The organism is Microbacterium horticulturae, assembly GCF_029094505.1.
Taxonomy (GTDB): Bacteria; Actinomycetota; Actinomycetes; order Actinomycetales; family Microbacteriaceae; genus Microbacterium; species Microbacterium horticulturae.
On record NZ_CP119108.1, the window covers coordinates 3,303,336 to 3,329,212 of the forward strand.

At 67.8% G+C, this 25,877-nt stretch carries 23 protein-coding genes; 18 read left to right on the plus strand and 5 right to left on the minus strand.

The genetic code is table 11. From position 1 onward, the window contains the following. Window positions 1-12 precede the first annotated feature (12 nt). From PU630_RS15690 to PU630_RS15700, 3 genes are read right to left on the minus strand one after another with little or no spacing between them, the layout of a single operon-like run. Complete coding sequence (locus tag PU630_RS15690) at window positions 13-1,746, minus strand: ABC transporter ATP-binding protein (protein WP_275277995.1); 1,734 nt, start codon at window positions 1,744-1,746, stop codon at window positions 13-15. Further along, a complete protein-coding gene (locus PU630_RS15695) occupies window positions 1,743-3,551 on the minus strand; it encodes an ABC transporter ATP-binding protein (RefSeq protein WP_275277996.1) in 1,809 nt (602 codons plus the stop codon). The genes PU630_RS15690 and PU630_RS15695 overlap by 4 nt, the downstream gene beginning before the upstream one ends. Continuing rightward, window positions 3,544-3,780 (minus strand): hypothetical protein, encoded by a 237-nt coding sequence (locus tag PU630_RS15700; RefSeq protein ID WP_275277997.1) that lies wholly within the window; start codon window positions 3,778-3,780, stop codon window positions 3,544-3,546. The genes PU630_RS15695 and PU630_RS15700 overlap by 8 nt, the downstream gene beginning before the upstream one ends. A 124-nt stretch (window positions 3,781-3,904) precedes the next feature. Here PU630_RS15700 and PU630_RS15705 point away from each other — a divergent pair, with 124 nt between their 5' ends. The 11 genes from PU630_RS15705 (at window position 3,905) to PU630_RS15755 (ending at window position 15,403) form a co-directional block, all read left to right on the plus strand. Next, window positions 3,905-5,182, plus strand: coding sequence for a CaiB/BaiF CoA transferase family protein (locus tag PU630_RS15705; RefSeq protein ID WP_275277998.1), 1,278 nt, complete (start codon window positions 3,905-3,907; stop codon window positions 5,180-5,182). Further along, window positions 5,170-5,949, plus strand: a complete 780-nt coding sequence (locus PU630_RS15710) for an enoyl-CoA hydratase/isomerase family protein (protein WP_275277999.1) — start codon at window positions 5,170-5,172, stop codon at window positions 5,947-5,949. Before PU630_RS15705 ends, PU630_RS15710 begins: the two co-directional genes overlap by 13 nt. Before the next feature lie 38 nt (window positions 5,950-5,987). Continuing rightward, window positions 5,988-7,931 (plus strand): helix-turn-helix domain-containing protein, encoded by a 1,944-nt coding sequence (locus PU630_RS15715; RefSeq protein ID WP_275278000.1) that lies wholly within the window; start codon window positions 5,988-5,990, stop codon window positions 7,929-7,931. 74 nt (window positions 7,932-8,005) lie between these two features. Further along, entirely contained in the window at window positions 8,006-8,407 is a 402-nt protein-coding gene (locus PU630_RS15720; protein WP_275278001.1) for a periplasmic substrate-binding domain-containing protein, read from the plus strand. Window positions 8,408-8,529: 122 nt separating this feature from the next. Next, a complete protein-coding gene (gene solA, locus PU630_RS15725; protein WP_275278002.1) occupies window positions 8,530-9,654 on the plus strand; it encodes an N-methyl-L-tryptophan oxidase in 1,125 nt (374 codons plus the stop codon). 169 nt (window positions 9,655-9,823) lie between these two features. Then, window positions 9,824-10,774 (plus strand): ABC transporter permease, encoded by a 951-nt coding sequence (locus PU630_RS15730; protein WP_275278003.1) that lies wholly within the window; start codon window positions 9,824-9,826, stop codon window positions 10,772-10,774. Further along, a complete protein-coding gene (locus PU630_RS15735) occupies window positions 10,771-11,745 on the plus strand; it encodes an ABC transporter permease (protein WP_275278004.1) in 975 nt (324 codons plus the stop codon). Before PU630_RS15730 ends, PU630_RS15735 begins: the two co-directional genes overlap by 4 nt. A gap of 7 nt (window positions 11,746-11,752) precedes the next feature. Then, window positions 11,753-13,330 (plus strand): ABC transporter substrate-binding protein, encoded by a 1,578-nt coding sequence (locus PU630_RS15740; protein WP_275278005.1) that lies wholly within the window; start codon window positions 11,753-11,755, stop codon window positions 13,328-13,330. Then, complete coding sequence (locus PU630_RS15745; protein WP_275278006.1) at window positions 13,327-14,196, plus strand: ABC transporter ATP-binding protein; 870 nt, start codon at window positions 13,327-13,329, stop codon at window positions 14,194-14,196. Before PU630_RS15740 ends, PU630_RS15745 begins: the two co-directional genes overlap by 4 nt. Further along, window positions 14,193-14,969: an ATP-binding cassette domain-containing protein gene (locus PU630_RS15750; RefSeq protein ID WP_275278007.1), complete on the plus strand. Its 777-nt coding sequence runs from the start codon at window positions 14,193-14,195 to the stop codon at window positions 14,967-14,969. Before PU630_RS15745 ends, PU630_RS15750 begins: the two co-directional genes overlap by 4 nt. A gap of 11 nt (window positions 14,970-14,980) precedes the next feature. Then, a complete protein-coding gene (locus tag PU630_RS15755) occupies window positions 14,981-15,403 on the plus strand; it encodes a cupin domain-containing protein (protein ID WP_275278008.1) in 423 nt (140 codons plus the stop codon). On the opposite strand, the gene PU630_RS15760 is transcribed toward PU630_RS15755, so the two are convergent. After that, window positions 15,390-17,312, minus strand: a complete 1,923-nt coding sequence (locus tag PU630_RS15760) for a helix-turn-helix domain-containing protein (RefSeq protein ID WP_275278009.1) — start codon at window positions 17,310-17,312, stop codon at window positions 15,390-15,392. The genes PU630_RS15755 and PU630_RS15760 overlap by 14 nt on opposite strands. 89 nt (window positions 17,313-17,401) lie before the next feature. Next, a complete protein-coding gene (locus PU630_RS15765; RefSeq protein ID WP_275278010.1) occupies window positions 17,402-18,250 on the minus strand; it encodes an alpha/beta fold hydrolase in 849 nt (282 codons plus the stop codon). Between the two features lie 183 nt (window positions 18,251-18,433). Here PU630_RS15765 and PU630_RS15770 point away from each other — a divergent pair, with 183 nt between their 5' ends. The 7 genes from PU630_RS15770 to PU630_RS15800 are packed head-to-tail and all read left to right on the plus strand — an operon-like array spanning window position 18,434 to window position 25,873. Continuing rightward, on the plus strand, window positions 18,434-19,714 hold the full coding sequence (locus PU630_RS15770; RefSeq protein WP_275278011.1) for a hydroxymethylglutaryl-CoA reductase, degradative: 1,281 nt from the start codon (window positions 18,434-18,436) through the stop codon (window positions 19,712-19,714). After that, window positions 19,711-20,691 carry a hydroxymethylglutaryl-CoA lyase gene (locus PU630_RS15775; RefSeq protein ID WP_343075845.1) on the plus strand — a complete coding sequence of 327 codons (981 nt, stop codon included), beginning with the start codon at window positions 19,711-19,713 and terminating at the stop codon, window positions 20,689-20,691. Before PU630_RS15770 ends, PU630_RS15775 begins: the two co-directional genes overlap by 4 nt. Next, window positions 20,688-21,917: a CaiB/BaiF CoA transferase family protein gene (locus PU630_RS15780; protein ID WP_275278012.1), complete on the plus strand. Its 1,230-nt coding sequence runs from the start codon at window positions 20,688-20,690 to the stop codon at window positions 21,915-21,917. The genes PU630_RS15775 and PU630_RS15780 overlap by 4 nt, the downstream gene beginning before the upstream one ends. Continuing rightward, the gene (locus PU630_RS15785; RefSeq protein WP_275278013.1) at window positions 21,914-22,744 is read left to right on the plus strand and encodes an HTD2 family dehydratase; all 831 of its coding nucleotides are present in this window, start codon (window positions 21,914-21,916) and stop codon (window positions 22,742-22,744) included. The genes PU630_RS15780 and PU630_RS15785 overlap by 4 nt, the downstream gene beginning before the upstream one ends. After that, a complete protein-coding gene (locus PU630_RS15790) occupies window positions 22,741-23,385 on the plus strand; it encodes an FMN-binding negative transcriptional regulator (protein WP_275278014.1) in 645 nt (214 codons plus the stop codon). The genes PU630_RS15785 and PU630_RS15790 overlap by 4 nt, the downstream gene beginning before the upstream one ends. Next, window positions 23,382-24,407: an ornithine cyclodeaminase gene (locus PU630_RS15795; RefSeq protein WP_275278015.1), complete on the plus strand. Its 1,026-nt coding sequence runs from the start codon at window positions 23,382-23,384 to the stop codon at window positions 24,405-24,407. Before PU630_RS15790 ends, PU630_RS15795 begins: the two co-directional genes overlap by 4 nt. An 8-nt stretch (window positions 24,408-24,415) precedes the next feature. Further along, window positions 24,416-25,873: an amidohydrolase gene (locus tag PU630_RS15800; protein ID WP_275278016.1), complete on the plus strand. Its 1,458-nt coding sequence runs from the start codon at window positions 24,416-24,418 to the stop codon at window positions 25,871-25,873. The last annotated feature ends 4 nt before the right edge of the window (window positions 25,874-25,877 follow it).

Consider the following 25,877-nt stretch of genomic DNA (forward strand, 5'->3'; position numbering starts at 1 on the left):
GGGGGTGCGGGTTCAGTCGTGGGGAGCGAGCTGCCAGCCGGCGGCGTCGACACGCTCGCGCCAGTAGCGGGCGTAGGGCCCGCCTGCGGCGAGCAACTCGGCGTGGGTGCCGGATTCGCGGATGCCGCCGTGACCGTCGAGCATGATGATCCGGTCCGCGGTCATGATCGTCTGGAGCCGGTGCGCGACCACGATCATCGTGCGGCCCACGCGAGCGGCGTCGATGGCGTCGCCGATCGAGATCTCGTTGCCGATGTCCAGCGCGGACGTGGCCTCATCCAGCAGAACGATCGGAGCATCTTTGAGCAGGGCGCGGGCGATGGAGACGCGTTGCCGCTCGCCGCCGGAGAGGTTGGAGCCGCCTTCGCCGACGCGCGCATCCCAGCCGCCGGGAAGTCGGTCGACGATCTCGTCCACGCGAGCCCGGGTGGCGGCGGCGATGACCTCGTCCCGGGAAAGGTCGGGGTTGCCGATCCAGACGTTGTTCAGGATCGTGTCGTCGAACAAGTAGACGTCCTGGAAGACGGGGGCCACGGCGCGTTCGACGAGGGCGGTGCCGAGCTGGGGAATCGGGATGCCGCCGATGAGCACCGTGCCGGCCTCGGGGTCGTAGAAGCGGGCGATGAGCTTGGTGATCGTGGTCTTGCCGGAGCCGGACGGGCCGACGATCGCGGTCATCCCACCGGCCGGGGCGGTGAAGGAGAGGTCCTGCAGGACCGGCTCGCCGCCGTAACCGAAGGTGACGCCCTGGAACTCGACGCCGAAATCCATCGGCTCGGTCGGCTGCTCGGGCTCCGGCAGCCGGACCACCGCTGCGAGCTCATCCAGGCGGTCGATCGTGGTGCGCGCCACCGCGATGCCACCGCCGAGGTCGCCCGCGGTGACGATCGGCTCGTTGAACCGCACCCCGAGCACGAGCAGCGCGATCAGTGTCGCGATGTCCACTGCTCCGCCGACGGCGAGAAACGCGCCGACGATCAGGAGCACGGTGATGGAGAGCTGCACGAGGCCCGCGAACAGTGCGATCGCGGCGCCGCCGGTGACCAGCAGCCCCCGGTACTGCTGGTGCTGACGCTCGAGCGCCTGGTCGACGAGGCGGTCCGCGATGGAGCCTTCCCCCGCGGTGCGCAGCGCGGGCTGGGCGCGGGCGAACTCGACGACGCGGTTGGACGCGTCGGCCACGGCGACGGAGTGCGCCTTGTCGCCGCGGCCGATGCGACGGCTTAGCCAGCGGTAGCCGAGCGCGATGATTGGCACCATCACCGTCATCGCCAGCGCGAGCCGCCAGTCGAAGACGTACATCCCGACCAGCACGGTCGCGGGCGCGATGAAGCCGGCGAGGATCTGCCGCAGGATCGCGTAGGGCATCGTGGAGACGAACATCGCCCCCTGGGTGGCAAGGCCCGTGATGAGGCCTGTGCGGTCGGTGGAGTACCAGGCCACCGGCAGCGAGACGACGCTGTCGCCGAGGCGCTCCAGCAGGGAGCCGAGCACGGCGGTGGAGGCCTTCATGCCGATCTGGCTCGCGAACCACGACGCGACGACGTAGCCGACCGCGGCGCCGGCGACGACGATCACCCACCCCCATGCCGCGTCGAGGTTCCCGAGGAACAGGGAACGCAGCAGCGGGACCAGCAGCAGGAACGCGAACCCCTGCAGGAGCGCGGCGACCACGACGACGCTCAGCTCCGCGATCACCAGGTGCCGGGCACGAGGCGAACAGTAGTGCAGCATTCGCCGGATCATCGCTGCGCTCCCTCCGGGAGTGAACGGGCATGGTTGGCCTGGTAGTCGCCCCACAGCGAGGCAAACCGTCCCTCGCTCGCGACGAGCTCGCCATGTGTGCCGCGCTCGATGATCCGCCCGCCGTCGAGCATGAGGATCTGGTCGGCACCGACGATGGTGTGCAGCCGATGGGCGATCACGAGGACGGTGCGGTCGGCCGCGAGGGTCGAGAGAGCCTGCTGGATCGCCGCCTCCGAGTCCGGGTCGGCGAACGCCGTCGCCTCATCCAGCACGAGGATCGGCGCGTCGCCCAGCAACGCGCGGGCGATCGTGACCCGCTGGGCCTCCCCGCCGGAGAGGTTCGCGTCCTCGCCGACCGCGGCGTCGTAACCGCGCTCGAAGCGCACGATGCGGTCGTGGATCTGCGCGGCACGCGCGGCGGCCTCCACCTCCTGGTCAGAGGCGCCGGGGCGGGTCAGGCGGATGTTGTCACGCAGACTCGCGCGCAGCAGCTGCACGTCTTGAAAAACAAACCCGACCTGCCGGTACAGCTCGCCGGGAGGGACCTGGCGCACGTCCGCGCCCCCGATGTCGACTGCGCCGGCGTCGACGTCGTAGAACCGCGGAACGAGCTTCGCGAGGGTGGACTTGCCCGAGCCCGAGGCGCCGACCAGCGCGGTGACGGTGCCGGGGGCACAGCTCGCCGCGATCTCATGCAGCACCCGGTGTTCGCCGTCGTAGCTGAAGGATGCGTCGGTCACCACGAGGTCGTGTCCGGCCGGCGTTGCCGGCTGCGTCGGGGCCGGCACCGGCGGCAGGGCGAAGAACGCCGCGAGCGACTGCTGTGCCTTGGTCGCGTTGCGCAGGAACTGCCCGGAAGCGCCGAGCTTCATCAGCGGCGCGGTCAGCCCCAGCCCGAGGAGGAGCCCAGGCAGCACGTCGATCGGGAAGGCGCGACCGTTCGCCAGGAGCCACACAGCGGCCACGAGCAGCCAGGCCAGTACGACGACAGGCGAGGCGAGCAGTTCCACGATCGTGAACACGACCGCGGTCTCCCGCGTCCACTCCCCCACGAACCGCACGTACTCGCCGGCCGCGTCCCGGTAGCGGCGGTGGCTGCGCCCGACCTGTCCGAACCGCTTCACGACCGCGATGCCCTGCACGAACTCGACCGTTGCGCCGGAGAGAGCATGAGTGGCGGCGTCGTACTGTGCGTACTTCTCACCGACGCCCCGCATCATCAGCGGATACAGCAGCACGATCAGCACCAGCGGCACCAGGGCGGCCAGCGCCATCCGCCACTCCACGACGAACAGGTAGATCAGGCTGATCACCGGCACCGTGATCGCGGTCAGCATGTCCTGGATGGAATGCGCCACCAGTTGGTGCAGCGCGACGACGTCGTTCTCCACGAGCTTTCGCACTGACCCCGAGCTGCGCTGGTCGAACCAGCCCAGCGGCAGGCGCTGGAGATGGCGGATGATCCTCCAGCGCAGCGAGTGCTGCAGCTCTGCATCGGCGAAGTGCCCGACGACACCGGACAGGAACGCCGTGCCGAAGCTGACGACCATCGCGATCAGCGCCACCAGCACGATCGCCCACACACGAGCGGCGTCCACCTGCGCACCGTCGATCGCGGACAGCAATACGCGCGACAACTCGACGATCGCGATGAACGGGATGACGCTGCTCGCCGCCCCCATGACACTCAACACGACGATGGCGGCGAGACTGCTGCGCACGGCGTCGAAGAAGCCTTCCCGGGATCCACTCGTTGCCGCCCGGCCCGTCATCGCCGGCTCCCCCGCGGTCTGTGTTTCAGCCATCGACATGCGTCCGCTCCTCCCGGGCTTGTTGAGAATAATTATCAATAGTACACACTGCCTCCGGTGCGAAGACCATGACACCCTTTCCCTCGCCGAGGGCGACCACCCCACGCGGCAGCGCGATCGCTACTGCCGCTTCGTCGCGTGGTAAACGCGGCACTTCCTTGCCGACGGGAGGCATGTGCGCGGATGACATGGAGGAGGGTTCCAACATGTCTTCGGTACCCATATCTAGGCAATTGGAGAGCTGAGAGCATCGGTTCCGATCTCATCGACGAGAGGAACCTCGGAATGACGCCCGTACCCGTGCCACCTGGGAGCACCCTGCCCGTTGCATCGCCTGGAGGCACACGATGATCGACGAAGACCTGCGTGCTCGTTTGGCGGACTTGGGCGGGCACGATGCGGCACAAGGCTCGCTCGCCGGCGTGGTCGTCGTCGACGTGACTCGAGTGGTGGCGGGGCCGTACTGCTCGATGGTCCTGGCAGACCTTGGGGCGACGGTCATCAAGGTGGAACACCCGGACGATCCCGACTACACACGCACGTTCCCGCCGATGATGAGCGGTGACGACGGCGCTGAGATGAGCGGGTTCTTCGCGCAGTTCAACAGGAACAAGCTGGGAGTGACGCTCAACCTGCGACACGCCGAGGGCGCGGCGACGCTTGAGCGTCTGGTCGCACAGGCCGATGTGGTGGTGGAGAACTTCCGCCCCGGCACGATGGACCGCCTGGGAATCGGATACGAGAGGCTGCGACAGATCAACCCGCGCCTGGTCTATGCGGCGCTGAGCGGGTACGGTCAGCATGGTCCGTACAGTGCCCGGCCGGCCTATGACAACAGTGCGCAGGCGACTGGCGGCCTGTGGTCGATGAACGGGGCCCCCGACGGGCCACCCATCCGTGTGGGGACGATTATCGGCGATCTCAGTGCCAGCCTGTACGGCGTGATCGGGGTGCTGGCCGCTCTTCGGCATGCGGAGCGTACAGGCGAGGGTCAGCTCGTGGATATATCCCAGCAGGATTCGGTGCTCACCCTCACCGAGAATGCCGTGGTCAGCTACACAGTGGAGGGCAAGGTCGCGCGCCCGCTGGGAAACCAGCACCCCTTCGTACGGCCCTATGAGGCGTTCGCTTGCAAGGACGGGTTCGTGTTCTTCGGCGGGTACACGGACAAATTCTGGAAGATCTCGTGCGAGCTGTTCGGGGAGCCTGGGGAATTCGAGCGCGACCCCGGTCTGCACATGATGGCGGCGCGCTTTGACGAGGACGTCTATCGCGAACGGGTGCGGCCGATCGTGGAGAGGTGGTTCCGTGACCGCACGAAGGACGAGCTCGAGCGCCTGGCCGGCGATCTCGTGCCACTGAGTGCTGTGAAGGACATCGGTGAAGTGGTCGAGGATCCGCACATCGCGGCGCGCGACATGATCGTAGATACCGAGTACGACGGGTTCGGCACGCTGCGGGCTTTCGGCTCTCCGGTGAAGCTCGACGTTACGCCGCCGCGGACGCGGGGGGCGGCGCCGGCGATGGGCCAGCACACCGCGCGGGTGCTACAGGATCTCGCAGGCATGGAGCCTGACGAGATCGAACGACTGCGGCGAAGCGGGACGATCGCATGGGCGGGGTGACGCTGGAGCGCTCCGATGGGATCGGCGTGATCACGATCGACCGGCCCGAAAAGCTCAACGCTCTTTCGCTGGCGATGTACGAGCAGCTAGGTGAGGCATTCGCACAGGTGCGAGATGACCCACGCATTGGGGTGGCGATCCTTACCGGCGCCGGTCCCAAGGCGTTCTGCGTCGGCGCTGACCTGGAGGAGTCGATTCCGGCCCTGACCGAAGGTCGCTTCGACATCAGCGAGTGGGATGCCGCCCATCAGAAGCACTCGCGTCTGGACAAGCCCGTGATCGCGGCGATCAACGGATTCTGTCTGGGGGGAGGATTCGAGATCATGCTGTCGACCGACATCCGCATCGCAGCCGCGCATGCGACCTTCGCACTGCCCGAGGCTGGCGTGGGCGTCGTGCCCGCCGGAGGAACACTGGTGCGTCTGGTGCGTCAGATCCCGTACCCGTGGGCGATGGACCTCATGCTGCGCGGTGGTCGGATCGATGCGGAACAAGCCAGGAGCGCGGGTCTGGTCAACGAGGTCGTCACCGGCACCGAGCTGATGAAAAGGGCCGGAGAGCTCGCGGACCAGTTGCTCGCGAAGAGCTGGACGGCGATGGCGACGATCAAGCGCGCCGTGCGAGAGCTGGCCGATCTTCGGACGGAGGACGCCTTCCGGCAGGAGGCCGTGCTCGGGCAACAGGCCTTCACCAGCGCGGATGCTCGCGAAGGGCTGGCCGCTTTCGCGGAACGACGGCGAGCAGAGTTCCCCTCGCACGCGTCGTAGACTCCCCAAAGCGGGGATCACGGCAGGGGTGATTGGCGATGACAGCGGAAGCGCGGGAGACGGTCGCATTCGCGCGCGCCGTTCTCGACGCGGCCGGTTCCGAACCGGGCCGGACTCCCGATACCCTGCGGAGCGAGATCGAAGGGCTCGACACCCCAGATCGCGACGCCATCCTCGCCGCGGTGCACGATGCGCAATCACGCCAGGCTCGGCTCGGGCGGCGCGCGACCGAGCTGGAGGCGCTCTTCTCGACCGCTCGCGAGCTGGTCCGGCTGCGGGATGTCGGGGAGGTCCTGCATCGTCTCGTCGAGCGGGCGCACGCGCTGATGGGCACCGACGTGACCTACCTGTCCGAGTTCGAGGCTGATTCCGGACAATTGCGGGTCCGCTACTCGGAAGGCACCGTGACGCCCGAGTTCCGAGATCTGCTCGTGCCCGCGGGATTCGGGTTGGCGAGCATGGTGGCTCGCACGCGCGAGCCGGTGTGGGTGGCACGGTATGACGCGATGGATGACGCGCCGCACGATCCGCAGATCGATGACGCCGTGCGCGCGGAGGGGCTCGTCTCCTTCCTCGGCGTGCCGCTCGCCGTGGGGGATGAAGTGCTGGGTGCCCTGTTCGCGTGCAACAGGTTCCCGTACGAGTCCTCGCCCGACGAAGTCCTGCTGCTGTCCGCTTTCGCCGATCACGCCGCTGCGGTGCTCCACAATGCGCGGGTGCTGGCCGTGGCCGAGGCGGCGAAGGAGCACGCCGAACAGTCGTATCTCGAACTGCAACGGCACCTCGCCGCCACCGAGCTGGCCGGGGTCGTGCACGAAGAGCTCACCGGTGCCGTCATCTCCGGGGGGACCGTCGTCGACGTGGTCTCCACGCTCGCCCGCCGGCTGGGGGGACGCGTGCTCGCACTGGATGCTCGCGGGCGACCGCTGGACGTCGGTCTCGGAGCGGACGACGAGGACCTGCCACCGCGGGCGGCACTGGTCGGTGCCATCAACCGCAGTCAGTCCAGCGGACATGCTGCCGACATCCGGTCCGGCGACGACGTCTGGCTGGTCACGGCCATCCTCGGGGCCGATCGCGTCCTGGGAGCCATCATCGCGAAAGAGGCTCAGCGACTCCCCGATGACGTCGCGCGGCGGACGCTGGAACGGGCCGCGCACGTGGCGGCACTCGTGTCGTTCAAACAGGACGCGGTCACGGCCATCCGCGCCGAGCGCCGTGCCCGATGGTTGTCGGCGACCATCGAGGGTGGCGGGGATGCCCGGTCCGATCCCGCGCTTATCGCACCACCGACGCATTTCACCGGGGTGGCGGTTTCCGAACTCGGTCCGCACGGATCCACGGCGGTGCAGATCGCCGAGCGCGCCATCGGCGAAGGGGGCCTGGTCGCGCTCGTCGGACGGGTCCTGGTCATCGCGTGGACGACCGGCGACGTCCTTGCGGCGACCGAGCGCGTGCGGCAAGTGATGGCCGATGCTCTGCGGAACCCGGCGATCGTCGCCGTCGCATGTGTGCGAGACGGGATGCTGCCGACCGACCTTCGCTCCGTGGTGGCGAGGTTGACGGCAGATCTGGACTTCCTTCCGGCTCTGGGCGTGGCCGCCGCGACGGTGTCCTCGGATGCATTCGCCCCGTACCACGCGCTCGCGCCGCACGACCCGCGCACTGTAGAGACGTTCATCGGCGACGTCATCGGTCCGGTCCTCTCCTGGGATGCGCAGCGCGGGACCGTGCTCTTCGACACGCTCGCGGCGTTTTTCGACAGCGGTGAGAGCAGGGGCATCGTCGCCGAGCGGATGCATATCCATGTCAACACCGTGCAGCAGCGGCTGGAGCGGGTGCGCTCACTGCTGTCTGAGGACATGGACGTCCCCGAATTTCGTTTCCGCCTGCAGTCCGCGGTACGGCTCGAGCGTCTCAGACGCTCCATTCGGGCCGACGCGCGGGCGAGTCAGTCGGCCGCGAGCTCATCGCCGCGGTGAGCGGTACGCACCACGGCGGAGATGAGGTCCGACCACAACTCCTGCAGCAGGGACTGGATCGGGCTGGCATCACCGTGAACATCCACCCTCTCGACTTCACAGCCATGTACGGCGACGTCATGGGCGGCAATCCCGATTACGACCTCCTGCTGAGCTGGTGGGTGCCCGACTACCCCAGTGGAGCAGCCAGCATCCAACTGCGCTACGACTCGAGCGTGATCGACGGAGGCAGCAACTTCTCGCGCTACAGCAGCTCCGAGGTCGACGCCATGATGAAGGCAGCGCTCGCAGAGGCCGATCCCGACGCGGCGGCGATGATGTGGGGCGACATCGACCAGCGCATCATGCAGGATGCCCCGACGGTTCCGCTCTTCTACACACGCAGCGCGTTCCTGGGAGGAAGCAACGTGACGAACTACTTCGTGCCCAGGTTTCCGTCGTTCCAGAACTATCTGAAGATATCGCTGGGCGAATGAGGGCCGCCGCTGCATGGCGGAGACACACTCCGGCCTGCGCACCATGGAACTTCCGCCCATAGGAGCGCCTTCTCGCGCCGACCATACTGACCTGCAGACGGCGGTGAGAGGAGCAGCGGGGCATGGAGACGTTCGAGGTCGCGGTTGTCGGTATGGGAGCTCTCGGCAGCGCCGCCTCGTATCATCTGGCGCGCCGCGGCGCGCGCGTGGTCGCGTTCGAACAGTTCGACCTGGGACACGTGCGCGGCGCATCGCACGACACCTCCCGGATCGTGCGCACGTCATACGGCGCCGCCGCCTATGTGCGCTTCGCACAATCCGCCTATCGCGACTGGGCGGACCTGGAGCAGGAATCCGGAGAGCGATTGCTCACAGTCACCGGCGGGCTGGTCTTCCTGCCCGTGCGCGGCCCGTACTCCGCATCCGACTTCACCGCGGCTCTGGGCGAGGCCGGCGTCCCCTTCGAACTGCTCACGCCCGAGCAGGTGCGAGCTCGCTGGCCTCAGTTCCGCGTTCCGGAAGGCGTCGAGATCGTCTACACAGCCGACACGGGCATCGTCCACGCCGCTCGCACGGTGGCAACTCTGCAGCTGCGCGCGCGGGTACATGGCGCGAGCATCCGCGATCGCACAACGGTCCACCGGCTCACGCCTGTGGAAGACGGTGTGATCGTACACACCACGGCCGGCGATGTGCACGCGCGAAAGGTCGTCCTGGCGACGGATGCGTGGACCAACGCACTGCTCGAGCCCCTGGGCAGCTCGATCCCCCTTGACGTCATGCAGGAGCAGGTGACGTACTTCCACCCCGAGCAGCCCGATGATTACGATCGGGAGCGCTTCCCGGTGTGGATCTGGGAGGACGAGCAGTGCTACTACGGGTTCCCGACGTACGGCGAACCCACGGTGAAGGCCGCACGCGATGTGTCCGAGAACCGCATGGCACCGCAGGAGCGCAGCTATGTCCCCGATCCGGCACTGACGGCCGAACTCGACGCCTTCGTGCACGGGCTGATTCCGGGTGCCGGTCCCGGAGTGCGCACAGTGACGTGCCAGTACGCACTCACGCCGGATCGTCGGTTCGCGCTTGGTCCGTTGCCGGCCCATCCCGACATCCTGCTCGCGCTGTGCGCGGGGCACGGGTTCAAGTTCACCCCCGCGGTCGGCAGGGTGCTGGCTGAGCTTGCGCTCGACGGCCGGGCCACGGACGACATCTCAGCATTCGCCGTTCCGGCTAGCCATGGATGATTCATCCATCATGATCCCGGTTCTGTAGGCGGTTGCCCCGTTCAAGCGTACGTGAGGTGCTCACTAGCGTGGCGGCTATGTCAAGGGTGACTCTCCTCGGTTTCGGCGATCGTCGGGGGCGTCCGGCTCCACCTCGTGGTCTTGCCGGATGCGGCCAGGGGAGCGCCTGATGCCCAGGTACATCGTCTCGCGGGTGCTGACCTCCCTCTTCGTCCTGCTCGTGCTGTCCGTCCTCGTGTTCTCGATGGTGCGGATCATCCCCGGCGATCCCCTCGCCGCCTTCGCCGATCCGGCGAACCCCGATCCGGTCGCGCTGGAGAAGCTGCGTCATGAGCTCGGGCTCGATCAGCCGTGGATCACGCAGTACTTCGTCTGGTTGGGTGGCGTCCTGCACGGTGACTTCGGACGCGCCCTCACCGTTCCCAGTTCCGTCTCGAGCCTGATCGCCGCGCGGCTGCCGGTCAGCCTCGGACTGGCCACCTTGGCCACGGTCTTCGGCATCCTGATGGGCGTCCCCGCGGGCATCCTCGCGGCAACGCGTCACCGAGGTGCCGCGGACGGCGTCGTCCGCGGCACCTCGTTCGTCCTCATGGCGGCGCCGCCGTTCGTCCTAGGCACCGTGCTCATCCTGGTCAACTCGCTGACGTTGCGATTGCCGATCATCGGATATGCCGGTGCGGCAGGCGACCCGTTACGTGCGCTGGGGATGCTGGTGCTGCCCGCCTTCCTCATCGGCCTGGTCATGGCGGCCGTGCTCGCTCGCTACACGCGCGGGTCACTCCTGGACACGCTGGGGCAGGACTTCGTCCGTACCGCTCGTGCGAAGGGCGCCTCTCCCGGGCGCCTCGTCGGACGCCACGCGCTGCGCAACGCGCTCATTCCCGTCACCACGGTCGTCGGCATCGAACTGGCCGCCCTAGTCGGCGGAACGGTCGTCATCGAAGCGGTCTTCGCCCTGCCCGGCATGGGCTCGCTCCTGCTGACCGGCATCCGTGCGTCCGACTACCCGATCATCCAGGCGACAGTCCTCCTCATCGGCGCGATCTACGTGCTCATCAACTTCGTCGTCGATCTCGTCTATCCGCTCATCGACCCACGAGTGAGGGTTCACACACGATGACTGTCACCCAGGCCATAGCGCAATCGACGGTGACCCCGGCTCGCCGTTCACGCCGTCGGCTCAGTCCGTCGTTCTGGGGCGGAGCCGGCATCATCGCCGTCATCCTCATCCTCGCGGGGTGGATGTCGCTGTGGCCGCCCTACAGCCCGGTCGCCACCGCCGGGCCGCCGCTGAGCGGCCCGACCGCACAGAACATCCTCGGCACGGACAACCTCGGCCGCGACACCTTCACCCGTCTCGCGTTGGCAGCCCGGACGAGTCTTTTCATCTCGGGAGCGGCGGCCCTGCTCGCCGCGGCGGTGGGCACGGCGTTCGGTCTGATCGCCGGCTACGTGGGCGGATGGGTGGATGCGGTGATCATGCGCGTCGTCGATGTGCTCCTCGCCCTGCCCGCGATCCTGGTCGCGCTCGTCGTGGGCGTGGTCATCGGAAACGGACCCTGGCCGTTGATCCTCGCACTCGGGTTCATCTACGCGCCCGGATTCGCCCGCGTCATGCGGGCTCCGGTGATCGCTCTGCGCGAGCGGGACTTCGTGCTTGCGGCACGGATCAGTGGTGTGCGCGGATCGCGGGTGGTGGCAGAGCACCTCCTGCCGAATGTCCTCACTCCGCTGTTCGTGCAATTTGCGTCGGTTGCCTCGCAGGTCGTCCTGATCGAAGCGGCGCTGAGCTATCTCGGCCAGGGCGTTCAGGCGCCGGCGCCCTCGGCCGGTCGCATGATCAGCGAGTTCACCCGGTTCATGCAGCTGCAGCCGCTCCTGATCATCCTTCCCTCCCTGGTGATCGTGCTCCTCTCGGCGGCGTGGAACCTGCTGGCCGACGGAGTGCAGGACTTCCTGGCACCGCGACGCGAACCGGCGTTCTCGCTCGGGCGCCGGCGCCGCACGGCGCGCGAACGGTCGTCGAACCCTCTGGTGGGGGCATCCTCGCGGACCGATCCAGACATCTCCCTCACACCATCACAGAAATGAGACAGCAATGAAGAAGCTCTTCGCGTGGGGCGCGGCCCTGGTGGCCGTGACCGTCATGCTCGGCGGGTGCGCGGCCGGTTCCGGACCCTCGCCCTCCGGCGCCGACGAAGGCACGCCCGTTCCCGGCGGCACTCTCACCTGGGGTATTCCTGCGGAGCCGGACGCGGGCGGACTCGATCCGATGGTGGCCACGACGGTCGCCGCGGAGACCATCAACGCCGTCGCCTACGACACCCTGCTGGCGCAGGACGATGACGGCAAGGTCATCCCGGCCCTGGCGACATCGTGGAAGCAGCCCGACGATCTCACCTGGGTGTTCGAGTTGCGCAAGGGCGTCACCTTCGCGGACGGCACCCCGTTCACCGCCGACGACGTCGTGTACTCCTTCCAGGAGCGGATGAAGCCCGGCGCGGCCAACGCCACCTATCTGTCGAGCGTGGACAGTGTGGAGAAGACCGGCGATCTCGAAGTCACGTTCCACTTCAGCCAGCCCGACGGCACATTCCTGGACGCGGTGTCGGCGCGCCAGACCTTCTACATCGTGAGCAAGGACGGGTACGGGAAGGCCACGGACGAACAGCGTCAGACGCAGACGTTCGGCACGGGGCCGTTCCAGCTGAAGGACTGGAAGCAAGGTGTCAGCCTGACGTTCGAGAAGAACACGAACTACTGGGGGGAGTCCGGTCCGTACATCGACACGGTGGTCTTCGAGCTCTACCCCGACGAATCCACGATGCTCGCGGCCGTGCAGCAGGGCAGCGTCCAAGCGGCATCCTTCCTCGACGGCACCCTCGCCTCGCAGGCGGAGCAGGCCGGATACACGCTCGGGGATGCCGCGTACCGGCAGAACCTCGCGATCTACATCAACCCCGAGTCGGGCCCGCTGTCCGACCTTCGTGTGCGTCGCGCCTTCTCGCTCGCGCTGGACCGGAAGGCGCTCGTGGACACCGCCATGATGGGGATGGCCGGTATCTCCTTCGTACCGCCCGCAGGCGACCGCGGGGCGCCCGACGCGAACGGTCTGCCGTACTACACGCATGATGTCGCCGAGGCGAAGAAGCTGCTGGCAGAGGCCGGTCAGCCGAATCCGCAGATCACCCTGCGCTATATGGGCGACGTCGCCCAGGCCCACCATCCGGTCTACGAGATGATGCAGCAGCAGCTGGCCGAGGCAGGGATCACCCTCAAGCTGGAGGCGACGCCGCTGGCCGAAATTGCACCCGTGTTCACCTCGGGCGAGTCATGGACCGATCTCGTGGCGATTCCCGGAAGCCCGCGCGCATCAGCGGTCTTCTACCTCGAGCCGGTCCTGCTGCCCGGCGGTGTGTACAACCACTGGGACGGGAATCCCGATGCCGAGCACGCACGCGACCTCCTGAAAGAGGCGAAGAAGACCGCCGATCCCGACGCGTACGCGAAGCTCGTGGACGAGCTCGCCCAGGAGGCGGCGGACAAGGTGCTCGAATTCGTGCCGGCCGCGGTTCCCGTCTACTACGAGGTGTGGGACAGCAACCGGCTGCACGGATACAAGAGCGACACGTACTACTCGCGGTTCCACCTCGCCCAGAGCTGGCTGACCGAATGAGCACCCCCGCCGACGCTCTCGACGTGGAGAGCCTGACCATCGCGTACGGCAGCGCCGCGGCGTCGGTCATCGACGTCTCCCTGCGCGTCGGGCAGGGAGAGATCGTCGGCGTCATCGGAGAGTCGGGCAGCGGCAAGTCCAGCATCGCCTTGGCGATGATGGGCCTGTTGCCCGACTCGGCCCGGGTCACCGCGACCCGCATGCGGGTCGGCGGCACGGAGATGAAAGATGCCACTGAACGCGACTGGGCCGAGGTCCGGGGCGCCACGGCATCCATGGTGTTCCAGGAGCCGATGTCGGCTCTGAACCCCTGCATGCGCATCGGCGCGCAGATCGCCGAGGTCCTGCGCATCCACGGCGCTGCCGACAAACGCCGTGCCCGCGCGCGAGCACTAGAGATTCTGAAGCTGGTGCGCATGCCCGACGCCGAGCGGCGTCTGGACTACTACCCCCATCAGCTCTCGGGCGGGCAGCGACAGCGTGTGGTGATAGCCATCGCCGTCGCCGCCGGGCCCGCGCTGCTGGTCGCTGATGAGCCCACCACGGCGCTCGATGTCACCGTGCAGGCGCAGATCCTCGCACTGATCCGCACGTTGCGCGACGAGACGGGCATGGGGGTTCTCTTCATCAGTCATGACCTGGGCGTCATCGACCAGCTGTGCGAGCGCGTCGCCGTCATGTACCGCGGTCGCGTGGTGGAATCGGGCGCGTCGCAGCGCGTTCTGGCCGAGCCGCGGCATCCATACACTCGCGCGCTGCTGGAGAGCATTCCGCGTCCGTCGGTGCCGCCGCGCACGTCGCTGGCCGTGATCCCGGCAGACAACGACTTCGCCGAGATTCCACCGGAGCTGGAGGAGGCATCATGAGTGAGGACATCGTGCTGCAGGTCGAAGGTCTCACACAACGGTTCGGCCACGGCGAGCAGGCCATGACCGCGCTCGACGACGTCAGTCTGGACGTCCGCCGGGGCCAGACCCTCGGGCTGGTCGGCGAGTCGGGATCGGGCAAGAGCACGCTCGCACGGGCCGTCCTGCTCATGCGGCGCCCCACTGCCGGCAGGATCGACTTCGACGGAGCGGATGTCACGAACCTGCGCGGGCCCGCACTGCGGCGTCATCGCCGCCGAGTGCAGATGGTCTTCCAGGACCCGAACGACTCGCTCGACCCGCGATTCACCATCGCGCGGTCTGTCGCCGAGCCACTCATCGCCGCGGGAGTCCGCACTGGAGCGCGGCGTGGTCGCATCCTCGAATCGCTCGAACGCGTCGGACTTCCCTCCGACGTGGTCGCACGCTACCCGCATGAGTTCTCCGGCGGGCAGCGGCAGCGGATCGCGATAGCACGCGCCATGGTCGCCGAACCGGAGTTCGTCGTACTGGATGAACCGACCTCTGCATTGGACGTTTCCGTGCAGGCGCAGGTGCTGAACCTTCTCGTCCGGCTGCAGGAGGAGACCGGGGTCACGTACCTGTTCATCACGCACAACCTTTCGGTCGTCCACCACATGGCCCATCGCGTAGCGGTCATGCACGATGGGCGGATCGTCGAATCCGGCAGCGGCGAGCAGGTCATGACCGCGCCGCGGCATCCATACACGCAGGGACTGCTGGAGTCCATGCCCGTTCTTTACCGCACGTGAACAAGAGCGCCATGCGGGTTCAACGCCTGGGGCAGAACGCCCATGATTGGAAGCTGTATCGCGGCGAAGGTCGCATCGGCATCGAGTGGTACTTCAAGCAGACCACCCACCTGCCCACCTCGGTGATGCTCTATCACCTCGAACCGGGTGCGGAGGAGGGGCAGCATTTTCACCTGTCCGGCGATCCGGACAGCTGCTCGACCGAGAGCTCGGACGAGATCTACATCGTCACCGCAGGAGAGGTGGTCGTGACATCGGATGACGACCGTCGAGTGCTGCGTCGTGGCGACGCTCTCTATGCGCCGTCGGGAGACCTGCACGGGGTGCGCAACGAGTCCGACGCACCCGCCGACCTGATCCTGGTGTTCGGGCCGCCCAGCGGCAACCCCTTCGTGCAAGCGGGAGAAGAGATGTTCGCACTCACGGACGACTGAGGTCGCGCCGGAGCCTTTCGCGAAGCTGGTCCAGACGCACCGCGATACCGATCCGGAACATCCGCTCCTCGTCGCGCCAGTCCGTGCCGAGAACCTGATCCAGCCGGTCCAGGCGCTGCAGGATCGTGTTGGTGTGGAAGTTCAACACTCGGGCGGTGCGGGTGGGGCTGGCGTTGCTCCGCACGAACGCACGCAAGGTGCCCAGCAGATCGGCATTGCGCTCCGCGTCGTATCGGCGCACCGCTCCGATCGTGTCATCGAGGAATGCGGACAGAGACCGCGCATCCGTGTCCAGCACGGCCGAGTACGGCAGGAAGTCCTCAGTCCGCACAGACGATTCGGGCACCTCCAGTGCCGCCAGCAGGCGCGCCGTGCGCATCGCGCCCAGGAATGCGCCCTGCAGCTCGCCGGTCCTTTCGGGAGATGCGACGGCCAACACGGGATGCTGGATCGTTCGCGCGACGTGCGCGCGCAGCGTCTCGATGTCGGGGTGCGGTCGGTCGGATGCGAAAGCGGCGACGACATAACCGCGATACTCCCCGACCAGCGCCCACTCGTCGAGTCGCCGGGACAGTGCCCGCGCAGCCACGGACTGCTGATCCCCGGGGACTGCCAGCAGCAGCAGGCTGTCCAGGGCGTACAGATCGACACCGAGCCGCCGTGCCCGACGCTCCACATCGCCGCGACGCTCGGGCACATCGTCGAGCAGGTCGGCGAGCAGTTCGCTGCGCACGCGGTGATCGGCTCCGGATGCCGCCTCCTGCTGCAGCTCGAGCAGCGCGCCCACCTGCGCCGCACGCTCGATGGTCCGGAAGTCAACGGCGCCCAGCTCGAAATCGCCGTCGCCGAGCAGAAGCGCGCCGAAGTGCTGTGCCCCTGCAGACAGGGCGGCCACCGCACGCACCCCCTCGCCCTCGATCGCCACACAGTGCCCGGAGCGGCGGCTGTCGGCGATGGCGGCGCGCACGACCTCATCGAGCCGAAGCATCCCCTCCGGCAAGGGCGGGCCCGCCGCGGCGATCATCTGCTCGTGAGCGTCGAGGATGGCCACCGCGCGGCCCAATCCCGAGGCGAGGGTCTCGGCCACGGGGCCGAAGCCACCGCCGGCGAGCACCGCCTGGACGAGCTCCTGGTGCACGGTGTTGGCCCGGTCGCGTTCCACGAGGTGCGCGGTCAAGCTCTCCAGCGTGCGACGGGATGCATCTTCCGACTCGCGCAATTCACGCATAGTTCGGGTGGTCTGCAGGATGACCGACGCGTGGTCGGCCAGCGCCGACAAAAGAGCCACTTCTTCGGGCGTGAAGGACTTCTCCTCCCGATTGGCGACGAACAGGACGCCGAGCACATCGTCGCGGGTGAGCATCGGAACACCCATGAGTGAGACGAGACCCTCCGCAGAGACCGCGTCGTCGATGCCCGAGTCATGACGCTCTCTGGCATACGCGGAGTAGTCCGATGCCCACCGGGCGCTGCGCGTTTCGACCACAACGCTGGCAAGGCCTCGTCCCGGAGGCACACGCAGCGCCTGGAACGACGGGCTGACCGATCCGCTGGTGGCACGGACGCGGAGTTCCCGGGTGACCGGATCGAACTCCGACAGGTAGGCGACGTCGACGCCCATCATCTCGTGCGCGCGCTGTACGAGCCGGGCGAGCACCGCATCGCTGTCGGCCAGCTCGGCCAGCTCGCGCGCACTGGTGAACAGCGCCGACAGCTCATGTTCGCGGCGCCGCAGGCGCGCCACTTCACGTTGGGCGCGGTGCACCCGATCCGTGACGTCGTCGGCCGTCGTTCCCGTGAGTCCGAGCAGGTGCAGCGCATCGCTCACCGCTCGCGGAGTGAGGCGATCCCCATCGTGTGCGGCCTCGATGAGGATCGCTATCGCGTCGGCTCGTGGATCCTCGTCCATATGCTGCCTCCTCGTCGGCGGCATCGCAGGGATTTCAGTGTCCGGCATGGCGACGTTCATATCAACTCCCGGGTGCAGGCCGTCACCTCTCAGGCAGCGTCGTCGGCGCGTCTGACCGTCCGCACGAGAGCGCGCGCCAACTCCGGCCACAGCTCATGTGGAATCAGATGTCCCATATCCGGCTGCACCTGTAACTCCGACCCTGCGATGGCCTCGGCCATGTCCACAGCGGCATGCCAGTGCAGAACGTCGTCCTCGCGGCCATGGAGCACCAGGGTCGGCAGGCTCAGGCCGCGCAGTCGTTCCAGGCGCTCGGGCGCGCGTCGTAGGGCGGCCCACTGTCGTGCGTAACCCTCCGGCGCGTACCCGCGGTCGTAGGCCTCGCCGGCGCGGGCGCGATGCCAGGCGACCTGCGGGTCGTACCGATGGAGGGGGGATGCCGCGACGGCGGCCTCTGCGAAGGCGACCGCCTGTTCGCGGGTGAGTCTGTGCGGCGGACGAAGCAGCTCCGGACGCTCGCCGTGCAGCACATAGCGCGAACTGCGACCGGGGATGGTCGAGAGCAGGCCGAGGCTGCGCACACGTTCGGGATGCTCGATGGCGAGCATCTGCGCCATCATGCCGCCCATCGAGTGTCCGGCCAGATGCGCGGCAGACACCTCCAGATCATCGAGCACCCGCAGGACATCCTCGGCCATGTCGGAGAGGCCGTATCCGCCGTCGATGTCGGTGGGGCCGCCGAAGCGCTGCGAGAAGCCGGTGTCGCGGTTGTCGAAGCGCACGATCCGCACCCCCGCGTCCGTGAGCAGTGCGATGAATCGCTCGTCCCAGCTCAGCAATTGGGCGCCACCGCCGGAGATGAGCACGAGCAACGGATCATCTTCCGCCCCGAACGTCTCGTAGTAGATCCGGATCCCGTCGGACTCGGCGTAGGGCATCGGCGCCTCCTTTGCTCGTGATCGAGTCTAGGAGCCAACCAGGGGCAAATGGGTGTGATGAATGCACACACGATCAGTCCGGCTATGAGTAATTCGCCCATCGTCGCAGGCGTAACGCGCTCTTAACCTCGTGGTGAGCCGCAACGCCGAGGATCGGTCGCGGTATGCGAAGGAAGGTGGCCGATGCCCGTCAACAGCCGGATCGCGGGACTGCGCGATCACTCACCCGCTGAGCGCTTGCAACTCGTGACCGACGCAGCGCGACTTCATCCCGACGACCTCGCGGCACTTCAGCCCGATGCCGGTCTGAGCCTGGCTCAGGCCGACCACATGATCGAGAACGTGATCAGCACCATCGCCATCCCGGTCGGGGTCGCGACGAACTTCACGATCGACGGTGCCGACCGGCTCATCCCGATGGCCACCGAAGAGCCGAGTGTGGTCGCCGCAGCATCGAATGCGGCGCGGATCGCTCGCGGGCATGGCGGCTTCACGACGTCGTACACCGGCGACGTGATGATGGCACAGATCCAGGTCCTCGACGCCGACGACCCGCACGCCACCCGCTTCACACTCCTCGAGGCGAAGAGCGAACTGCTCGCCCTGGCCAATGCGCAGGATCCGATGCTCGTCTCGCTCGGCGGCGGCGCCTTCGACGTGACCGTCCGCGCGGTGCCGACGCGTGCCGGCGTTCAGGTCATCCTCCATCTGCACGTCGATGTCCGCGACGCCATGGGCGCCAACGCCGTCAACACGATGGCCGAGGCCATCGCCCCGCGGATCGCGGAGATCGCGGGCACCCGCACGCTTCTTCGCATCCTCACCAACAAGGCCGACCAGCGCCTCACCCGCGCGCGAGGCGTCTTCGATGCGGAACTGCTCGGCGGGGCGCAGGTGGTCGACGACATCGTGGCCGCGAGCGCCTTCGCCGAAGCCGATCCGTATCGCGCCGCGACGCACAACAAGGGCATCATGAACGGCATCACGGCCGTCGTACTTGCCACCGGGAACGACACGCGCGCCGTCGAATCGGGGTGTCATTCACATGCGGCGCGCACGGGCAACTACCGCGCTCTGTCGCAGTTCGAGAAGAACGATGACGGTGATCTGGTGGGCACCCTCGAAGTTCCGCTCGCGGTCGGACTTGTGGGCGGCGCGACCCGCGCACACCCGACCGCACAGGCGGCGGTGAAGCTGCTCGGCGTGCAGACGGCCCAGGAGCTCGCGGCAGTCATCGCTTCGGTCGGACTCGCCCAGAACCTCGCTGCGTGCCGAGCACTCGCCGCCGAAGGAATTCAGCGCGGGCACATGACGCTGCACGCGCGCACGATAGCGGCGAGTGCCGGGGCCACGGTCGACGAGATCTCGACTGTGGCGGAGCGCATCGTCGCCGAGCATCGCATCCGTGTCGAAGATGCGCGCGAAGTGCTCGCCGAGCTGCGCGGTCGAGCGACCGGCGCATGACGATGCCGATTCCGCGTACCGAGCCGGAAGCCGGTCTGCCGGCTCACGTCAGGATCTTCGAAGTAGGCCCCCGCGACGGTCTACAGGCCGAGGCGGACATCATCCCCGCGGACGTCAAGATCGAGTTGTGTCGCAGGCTGTTCGACGCGGGCGTCCGAGACCTGGAGATCACCAGCTTCGTGCCTCCCGCATGGATCCCACAGCTGGCGGACGCCGCCGAGGTCGCGGCCGGCGTCGAGGCGCCCGCGGGTGCGCGGAGGGTGGCGCTCGTGCCGAACCTGCAGGGGCTGCAGCGGGCGCGGGACTCGGGATTGCGCGAGGTCTCCGTCGTCGTCAGTGCGACGGACACGTTCGCACAGGCGAATCTGAACACGACCCGTGAAGGCGCCCTGGTGCGAGCCGAGGAGGTCGTCGTCGCCGCGGTGTCCGCGTGCATGCCCGTACGAGGCTACGTGTCGATGGCCTTCGGCGACCCGTGGGAAGGGGAGGTGGCCGTCGACCTCGTCACCACGGCTGCGCGGCGGCTTCACGATGCAGGATGCACGACGATCGCCCTCGGAGACACGATCGGCGTCGCGACACCCGGGCTGACGACCCGGGTCGTGGCAGAGACGATCGCCGCCGGAGTCCCGGTGGAAGATCTCGCGCTGCACCTGCACGACACGTATGGGCAGTCGCTCGCGAATGTGTACGCCGCCTTGCAGGCGGGCGTCACCGAGTTCGACGCGGCGGTGGGTGGTCTCGGACGCTGCCCGTACGCGAAGGGCGCGACCGGTAACCTCCCCACCGAGGACCTCGTGTGGATGCTTGACGGACTCGGCATCCAGACGGGGATCGACGTGCACGCGCTGGCGGCCACCACGCTGTGGCTCTCCCGCATCCGTGGCGTCCGCGCCCCCTCGAACGTGGCCACCGCGCTGGCCGCGGCCGGGGCGGGCGAGACCGCGTCCATAACGCCGAAGGAGACGATGCAATGACCAACGAGATCACCACCGCGCCCGGAGCACTGAACGGCGTCGTGGTGCTCGACCTGTCTCGGGTGCTCGCAGGCCCCTATGCGGCGCAGATGCTCGCCGACTTCGGGGCGACCGTGATCAAGATCGAGAACCCGCGCGATCCGGACGTCTCACGCAGCTTCCCTCCCTACCTCACACACGGTGACGAAGAGTTCAGCGCGTATTACGCGCAGTACAACCGCGGCAAGCTCGGTGTGGGGCTCGATCTGGCAACGCCCGAAGGCGTCCAGGTGCTGAAGGACCTCGTGCGCTCCGCCGACGTGGTCCTCGAGAACTTCCGCCCGGGAACCATGGACAAGCTCGGCGTCGGCTACGGGGTGTTGCGGGAGGTCAACCCGAGAATCGTGTACACCGCCGTCTCCGGCTACGGCCAGACCGGCTCACGCAGTCGCCGCCCGGCCTTCGACAACACCGCTCAGGCAGCGGGCGGTCTCTGGTCGATGACCGGATATCCCGATCGGCCCCCCGTCCGGGTGGGGGCGACGATCGGTGACCTGTCGGCGACGATGTTCGCGGTCATCGGGACCCTCGCCGCACTCCGACACGCGGAGGCCACCGGTGAAGGCCAGCTCGTTGACATCGCCCAGGTGGACAGCATCATGGCGCTGACCGAGACGGCGGTCGTCGACTACACCGTCACGGGGGCCGTCGCCGAACCGCACGGCAACCAGCACACCTGGGTGCGCCCGTATGAGCTGTTCGACTGCGCCGACGGGCAGGTGTTCTTCGGTGCCTACACCGACAAGCTCTGGCGGGCCGCATGCGGACTGTTCGGAACGCCCGACGTCGCCGACGATCCGGAGATCGACACCATGCGCAAGCGGATCGATCCGGAGGTCTACGAGCGGAAGGTGAAGCCGATCGTCGCCGGTTGGCTGGCCGGGTTCACGAAGGCGCAGCTCGAGGAAATGGCCGGTGATGTGGTGCCGCTGACGGCGATCAAGAACATTGGTGAGGTGGTCGACGACCCCGGGACGGCCGAGCGCGACATGATCGTGGAGGCGGACTATGGGGAGTTGGGCACTCTGCGAATGTTCGGTCAGCCGATCAAACTCAGCGCGACCCCGGCGACGCCGGCCCGCACCGCCAATCGGCTCGCCGAGCACGCCGATCAGGTCCTGATCGAGCTGGCCGGCTACGACGCTCGGCGCATCGCCGAGTTGCGGGCCGCGGGAGTGCTGCCGTGAGCGTTCGGCGCACGGAGTCGATCGACGCGTCCACGGCGGAGGCCTACCGGGGCACGTTCGCTGCGGACGAGGCGCCATTGCGCCCGGGGGATCGGCTGCCGCCGGCATGGGAGGGGGTGTACTTCCCGTTCGCGGTCGCGTTGGCCGATCTTCGCCCGGACGGCACGCCCGCTCGCGACGGCGTGATGCCCACGTTCGACCTGCCGCGTCGGATGTACGCCGGAGAGGACACGGAGTTTCTGCGGCCGATCCCCCTCGGCGCCCGCGTCACCCAGACGACCTCGCTCGGCGAGGTCGTAGAGAAGAACGGGTCGAACGGGCGTCTCATCTTCGCAGACCTCGTCCGGGAGTATGCGGTCGATGGGAAGGCGGCTGTGCGCAGCGTGTGGCACGACGTCTTCCTCGAGCAGAACGACGCGGATGCGCCGGTTCGTGCCCCGCGTCGTGATCTCCAAGCCGCCGCGGCCGCAGAGTGGGTGGATGCCGGCGCATGGGATGCGCGTCAGCTCTTCCGTTTCTCGGCGCTCACCTTCAACACCCACCTCATCCATTACGACCGCGCCTGGGCGCGCGAGCAGGAGGGGCTGCCCGATCTACTCGTCCACGGGCCGCTCACTCGTATCCTGCTGATGGATGCCGCGCGTCGGCATGAGCCGGGGCGGAAGGCGGCCTCGCTGTCCGTGCGTGCGGTGGCGCCGGTTCTGGTGGACCGCCGCATTCGATTCGCCGGCCGAACCGAGGACGACACGACCCGGATCACGGCGGTGGACGACGACGACATCGTCGTCGCCACAGCCGTGATGACATGGAGCGGAGAGAACAGATGAGGCCTAACCCCGACTACGCCCTGGAGGATGTGGAGCGCATCCGCGATCTTGTCCGGGAGAATCCGTGGGCGACGATGATCACTTCGGTGCCCGGTCGCGGGATCGTGGCATCGCACTATCCCATGCTGCTCGACGAGGAGGCCGATGGGATCGTGCTTCTCAGCCACGTCGGGCGTCCTGACGAGCGCCTGCACGAGCTCGGCGCGCATGAGACGCTCGTGATCGTCTCGGGCCCGCAGGGGTACATCTCGCCCGGCTGGTACCGGACCTCGCCGGCGGTGCCCACATGGGACTTCGCCGTCGCCCACCTGTATGGCGTGGCCGAGATCCTCTCGGACGAGGACAACCTCTCCGTTCTGGAGCGTCTCGTGGATCGCTTCGAGGATGCGCTGCCCGTGCCGTTCCGGATGAACGGCACGCTCGAGAATGCGGAGTACGCAGCCCGGATCGTTCACGGGACGGTCGGGTTCCGAATGCGGGTCACTCGCTTCGAAGCGAAGGAAAAGATGAGCCAGGACAAGTCTCCCGGCGTCGTCCGCAACATCGTCGATGCCCTGCGTGCCGAGGGACCGTACAGCAATGCGGCTCTCGCCGACAGGATCACGCGCGTCAACGCCGACCGACTCGAGCACGGGCGATGACACAGTTCGTCGGAGTGGCAGACATGGTGCGCTGGGTGCACCGCCACGGACCCGAGGCCCTCATCGTCCGGTTGACCGAATACGTCGAAGCAGACTTCCGTCGCTGGATGTCGTTCGACAAGACGCACCGCATCGCGAGCCACACGCCGTTCGGAGTGATCGAGCTGATGCCCATCAGCGACCCCGACGTGTATGCGTTCAAGTACGTCAACGGGCATCCCTTCAACCCCGCACGCGGGTACCAGACGGTGACAGCGTTCGGGGTGCTCGCCGACGTGCACAACGGCTATCCGGTGTTCCTCTCGGAGATGACGTTGCTCACGGCCCTGCGTACCGCTGCCACGTCGGCGATGGTGGCTCGTCGACTGGCTCGCGCCGACGCCGAGGTCATGGCCATGATCGGCGCGGGAAGCCAGGCGGAGTTCCAGGCGCTCGCGTTCCGTGGTGTGCTCGGCATCGAGCAGCTCCGCGTGTTCGACGTCGATGAGGCCGCCACGGCGAAGTTCGTGCGGAACCTGGCACCCGCGGGATTTGAGATCGAGGTGTGTGCGTCGGCATCTGAGGCCGCACGCGGAGCGGATGTGATCACGACCTGTACCGCGGACAAGACCAACGCCACGGTGCTCACCGACGCCGATGTCGTGCCCGGAACGCACATAAACACCATCGGCGGCGACTGCCCCGGCAAGACCGAACTCGACCCGCAGATCCTTCGACGCGGGCCCGTGTTCGTCGAGTATGCGCCCCAGACGCGGATCGAGGGCGAGATCCAGAACGTCGCGGCCGACTTCCCCGTCACCGAGTTCTGGCGAGTACTCACCGGCGCTGCCCCCGGACGCACGGACGCGGCGCAGATCACGATCTACGACTCCGTCGGCTTCGCGATCGAGGACTTCTCCGCTCTGCGGTTCCTGCGCGACAGCGTCGCAGGCACCGATCTCGCGAAGGAGATCGATCTCGTCGCGGCGCCTGAGGACCCGAAGGATCTCTACGGCATGACCACGGCACCCGTTCCCGTCTGAGGAGAATGATGACACTGACCCTGCGCAATGCACGCCGTTATGGCGGGGGCGACCCCGTCGACATCGTGATCGACGGTGGGCGGATCGACCGGATCCGCCCTGCGGGAACCGCCGCCGGAGAGTTCGTCGACATGCAGGGGCGCTTCGTCGGCCCCGGGCTCTGGGATGCCCACGTACACTTCACGCAGCACGTCATCCGTCGTCGGCGCGTGGACCTGACCGGCACCCACAGTGCCGAGGATGTCCTCGAAATCGTGCGAGCGGCCCGTGCGGAAGGCGCGCCGCTTCTGGACGGAATGCTGATCGGCTACGGCTTCCGCGATGGACTGTGGCCGCTGCCCCCGCGACTCGCAGATTTGGAAGCGGTCGTCTCCGACATCCCGGTCGTGCTCATCAGCGGTGATCTGCACTGCGCATGGATGAACACCCGCGCCGCGGCGCGCCTGGGGCTGCGCCTCGACGAATCCGGTCTGGTCCGGGAACGGCCGTGGATCGGCGCGCTGGCGGTCATCGACCAGTCCGCGGCGCTGCCCGTGGACGCATATCGTGAAGCGGCCGAGGCGGCGGCACGCCGCGGCATCGTCGGAATCGTCGAGTTCGAGAACGCCGACAACGCGGCCGAGTGGCCGGCGCGCGTCGCGGCCGGCGTGACGGCGTTGCGTGTCGAGGCCGCCGTCTGGCCCGATCGGCTCGAGCAGGTGATCGGCGACGGCCGCCGCACGGGTGAGCCCCTGGAGCCGTCCGGTCTGGTCACGATGGGACGACTCAAGATCGTCGTCGACGGTTCGCTGAACACCCGCACGGCGTGGTGCTGGGATCCGTACCCCGGCCTGGATCCGTCCTCCGCGCACGCGTGCGGGGTGGAGAGCGTCCCGATCCCGGAACTGCGCCGCCTGCTGGCCCGCGCTCAGCAGGCGAAGCTCGGCGCCGCCGTGCACGCGATCGGCGATCGCGCCAACAGTGAGGTGCTCGACACTTTTGAGCAGCTCGGGATGCACGGGACGATCGAGCACGCGCAGCTCGTGCGCGAAGAGGACTTCCCGCGTTTCGCGCAGCTCGGTCTGACCGCCAGCGTGCAGCCCGAACATGCGATGGACGATCGTGACGTGGCGGACGCGCACTGGGCTGGTCGCACGGCCCGTGCCTTCGCGTTCGGCTCGCTGCATCATTCCGGCGCCGAGCTGAGACTCGGCTCAGATGCGCCGGTTGCCCCGCTGGACCCCTGGGTTTCGATCGCGGCGGCCACTTCCCGAAGTCGCGGCGACCGCGAGGCGTGGCATCCTGAACAGCGCCTGCCGTTGGGGGTCGCACTCACCGCGAGCAGTCGTACGACCATCGCGGCAGGCGAGCCCGCCGACATCGTCGTCGTTGAACGGGATCCCTACGCGTGCGATCGCGACGGGGTGCGCGCGATGCCGGTGGCGGCGACACTGCGCGGTGGCGAGTTCACCTGGCGCGGGCTGTGAACCC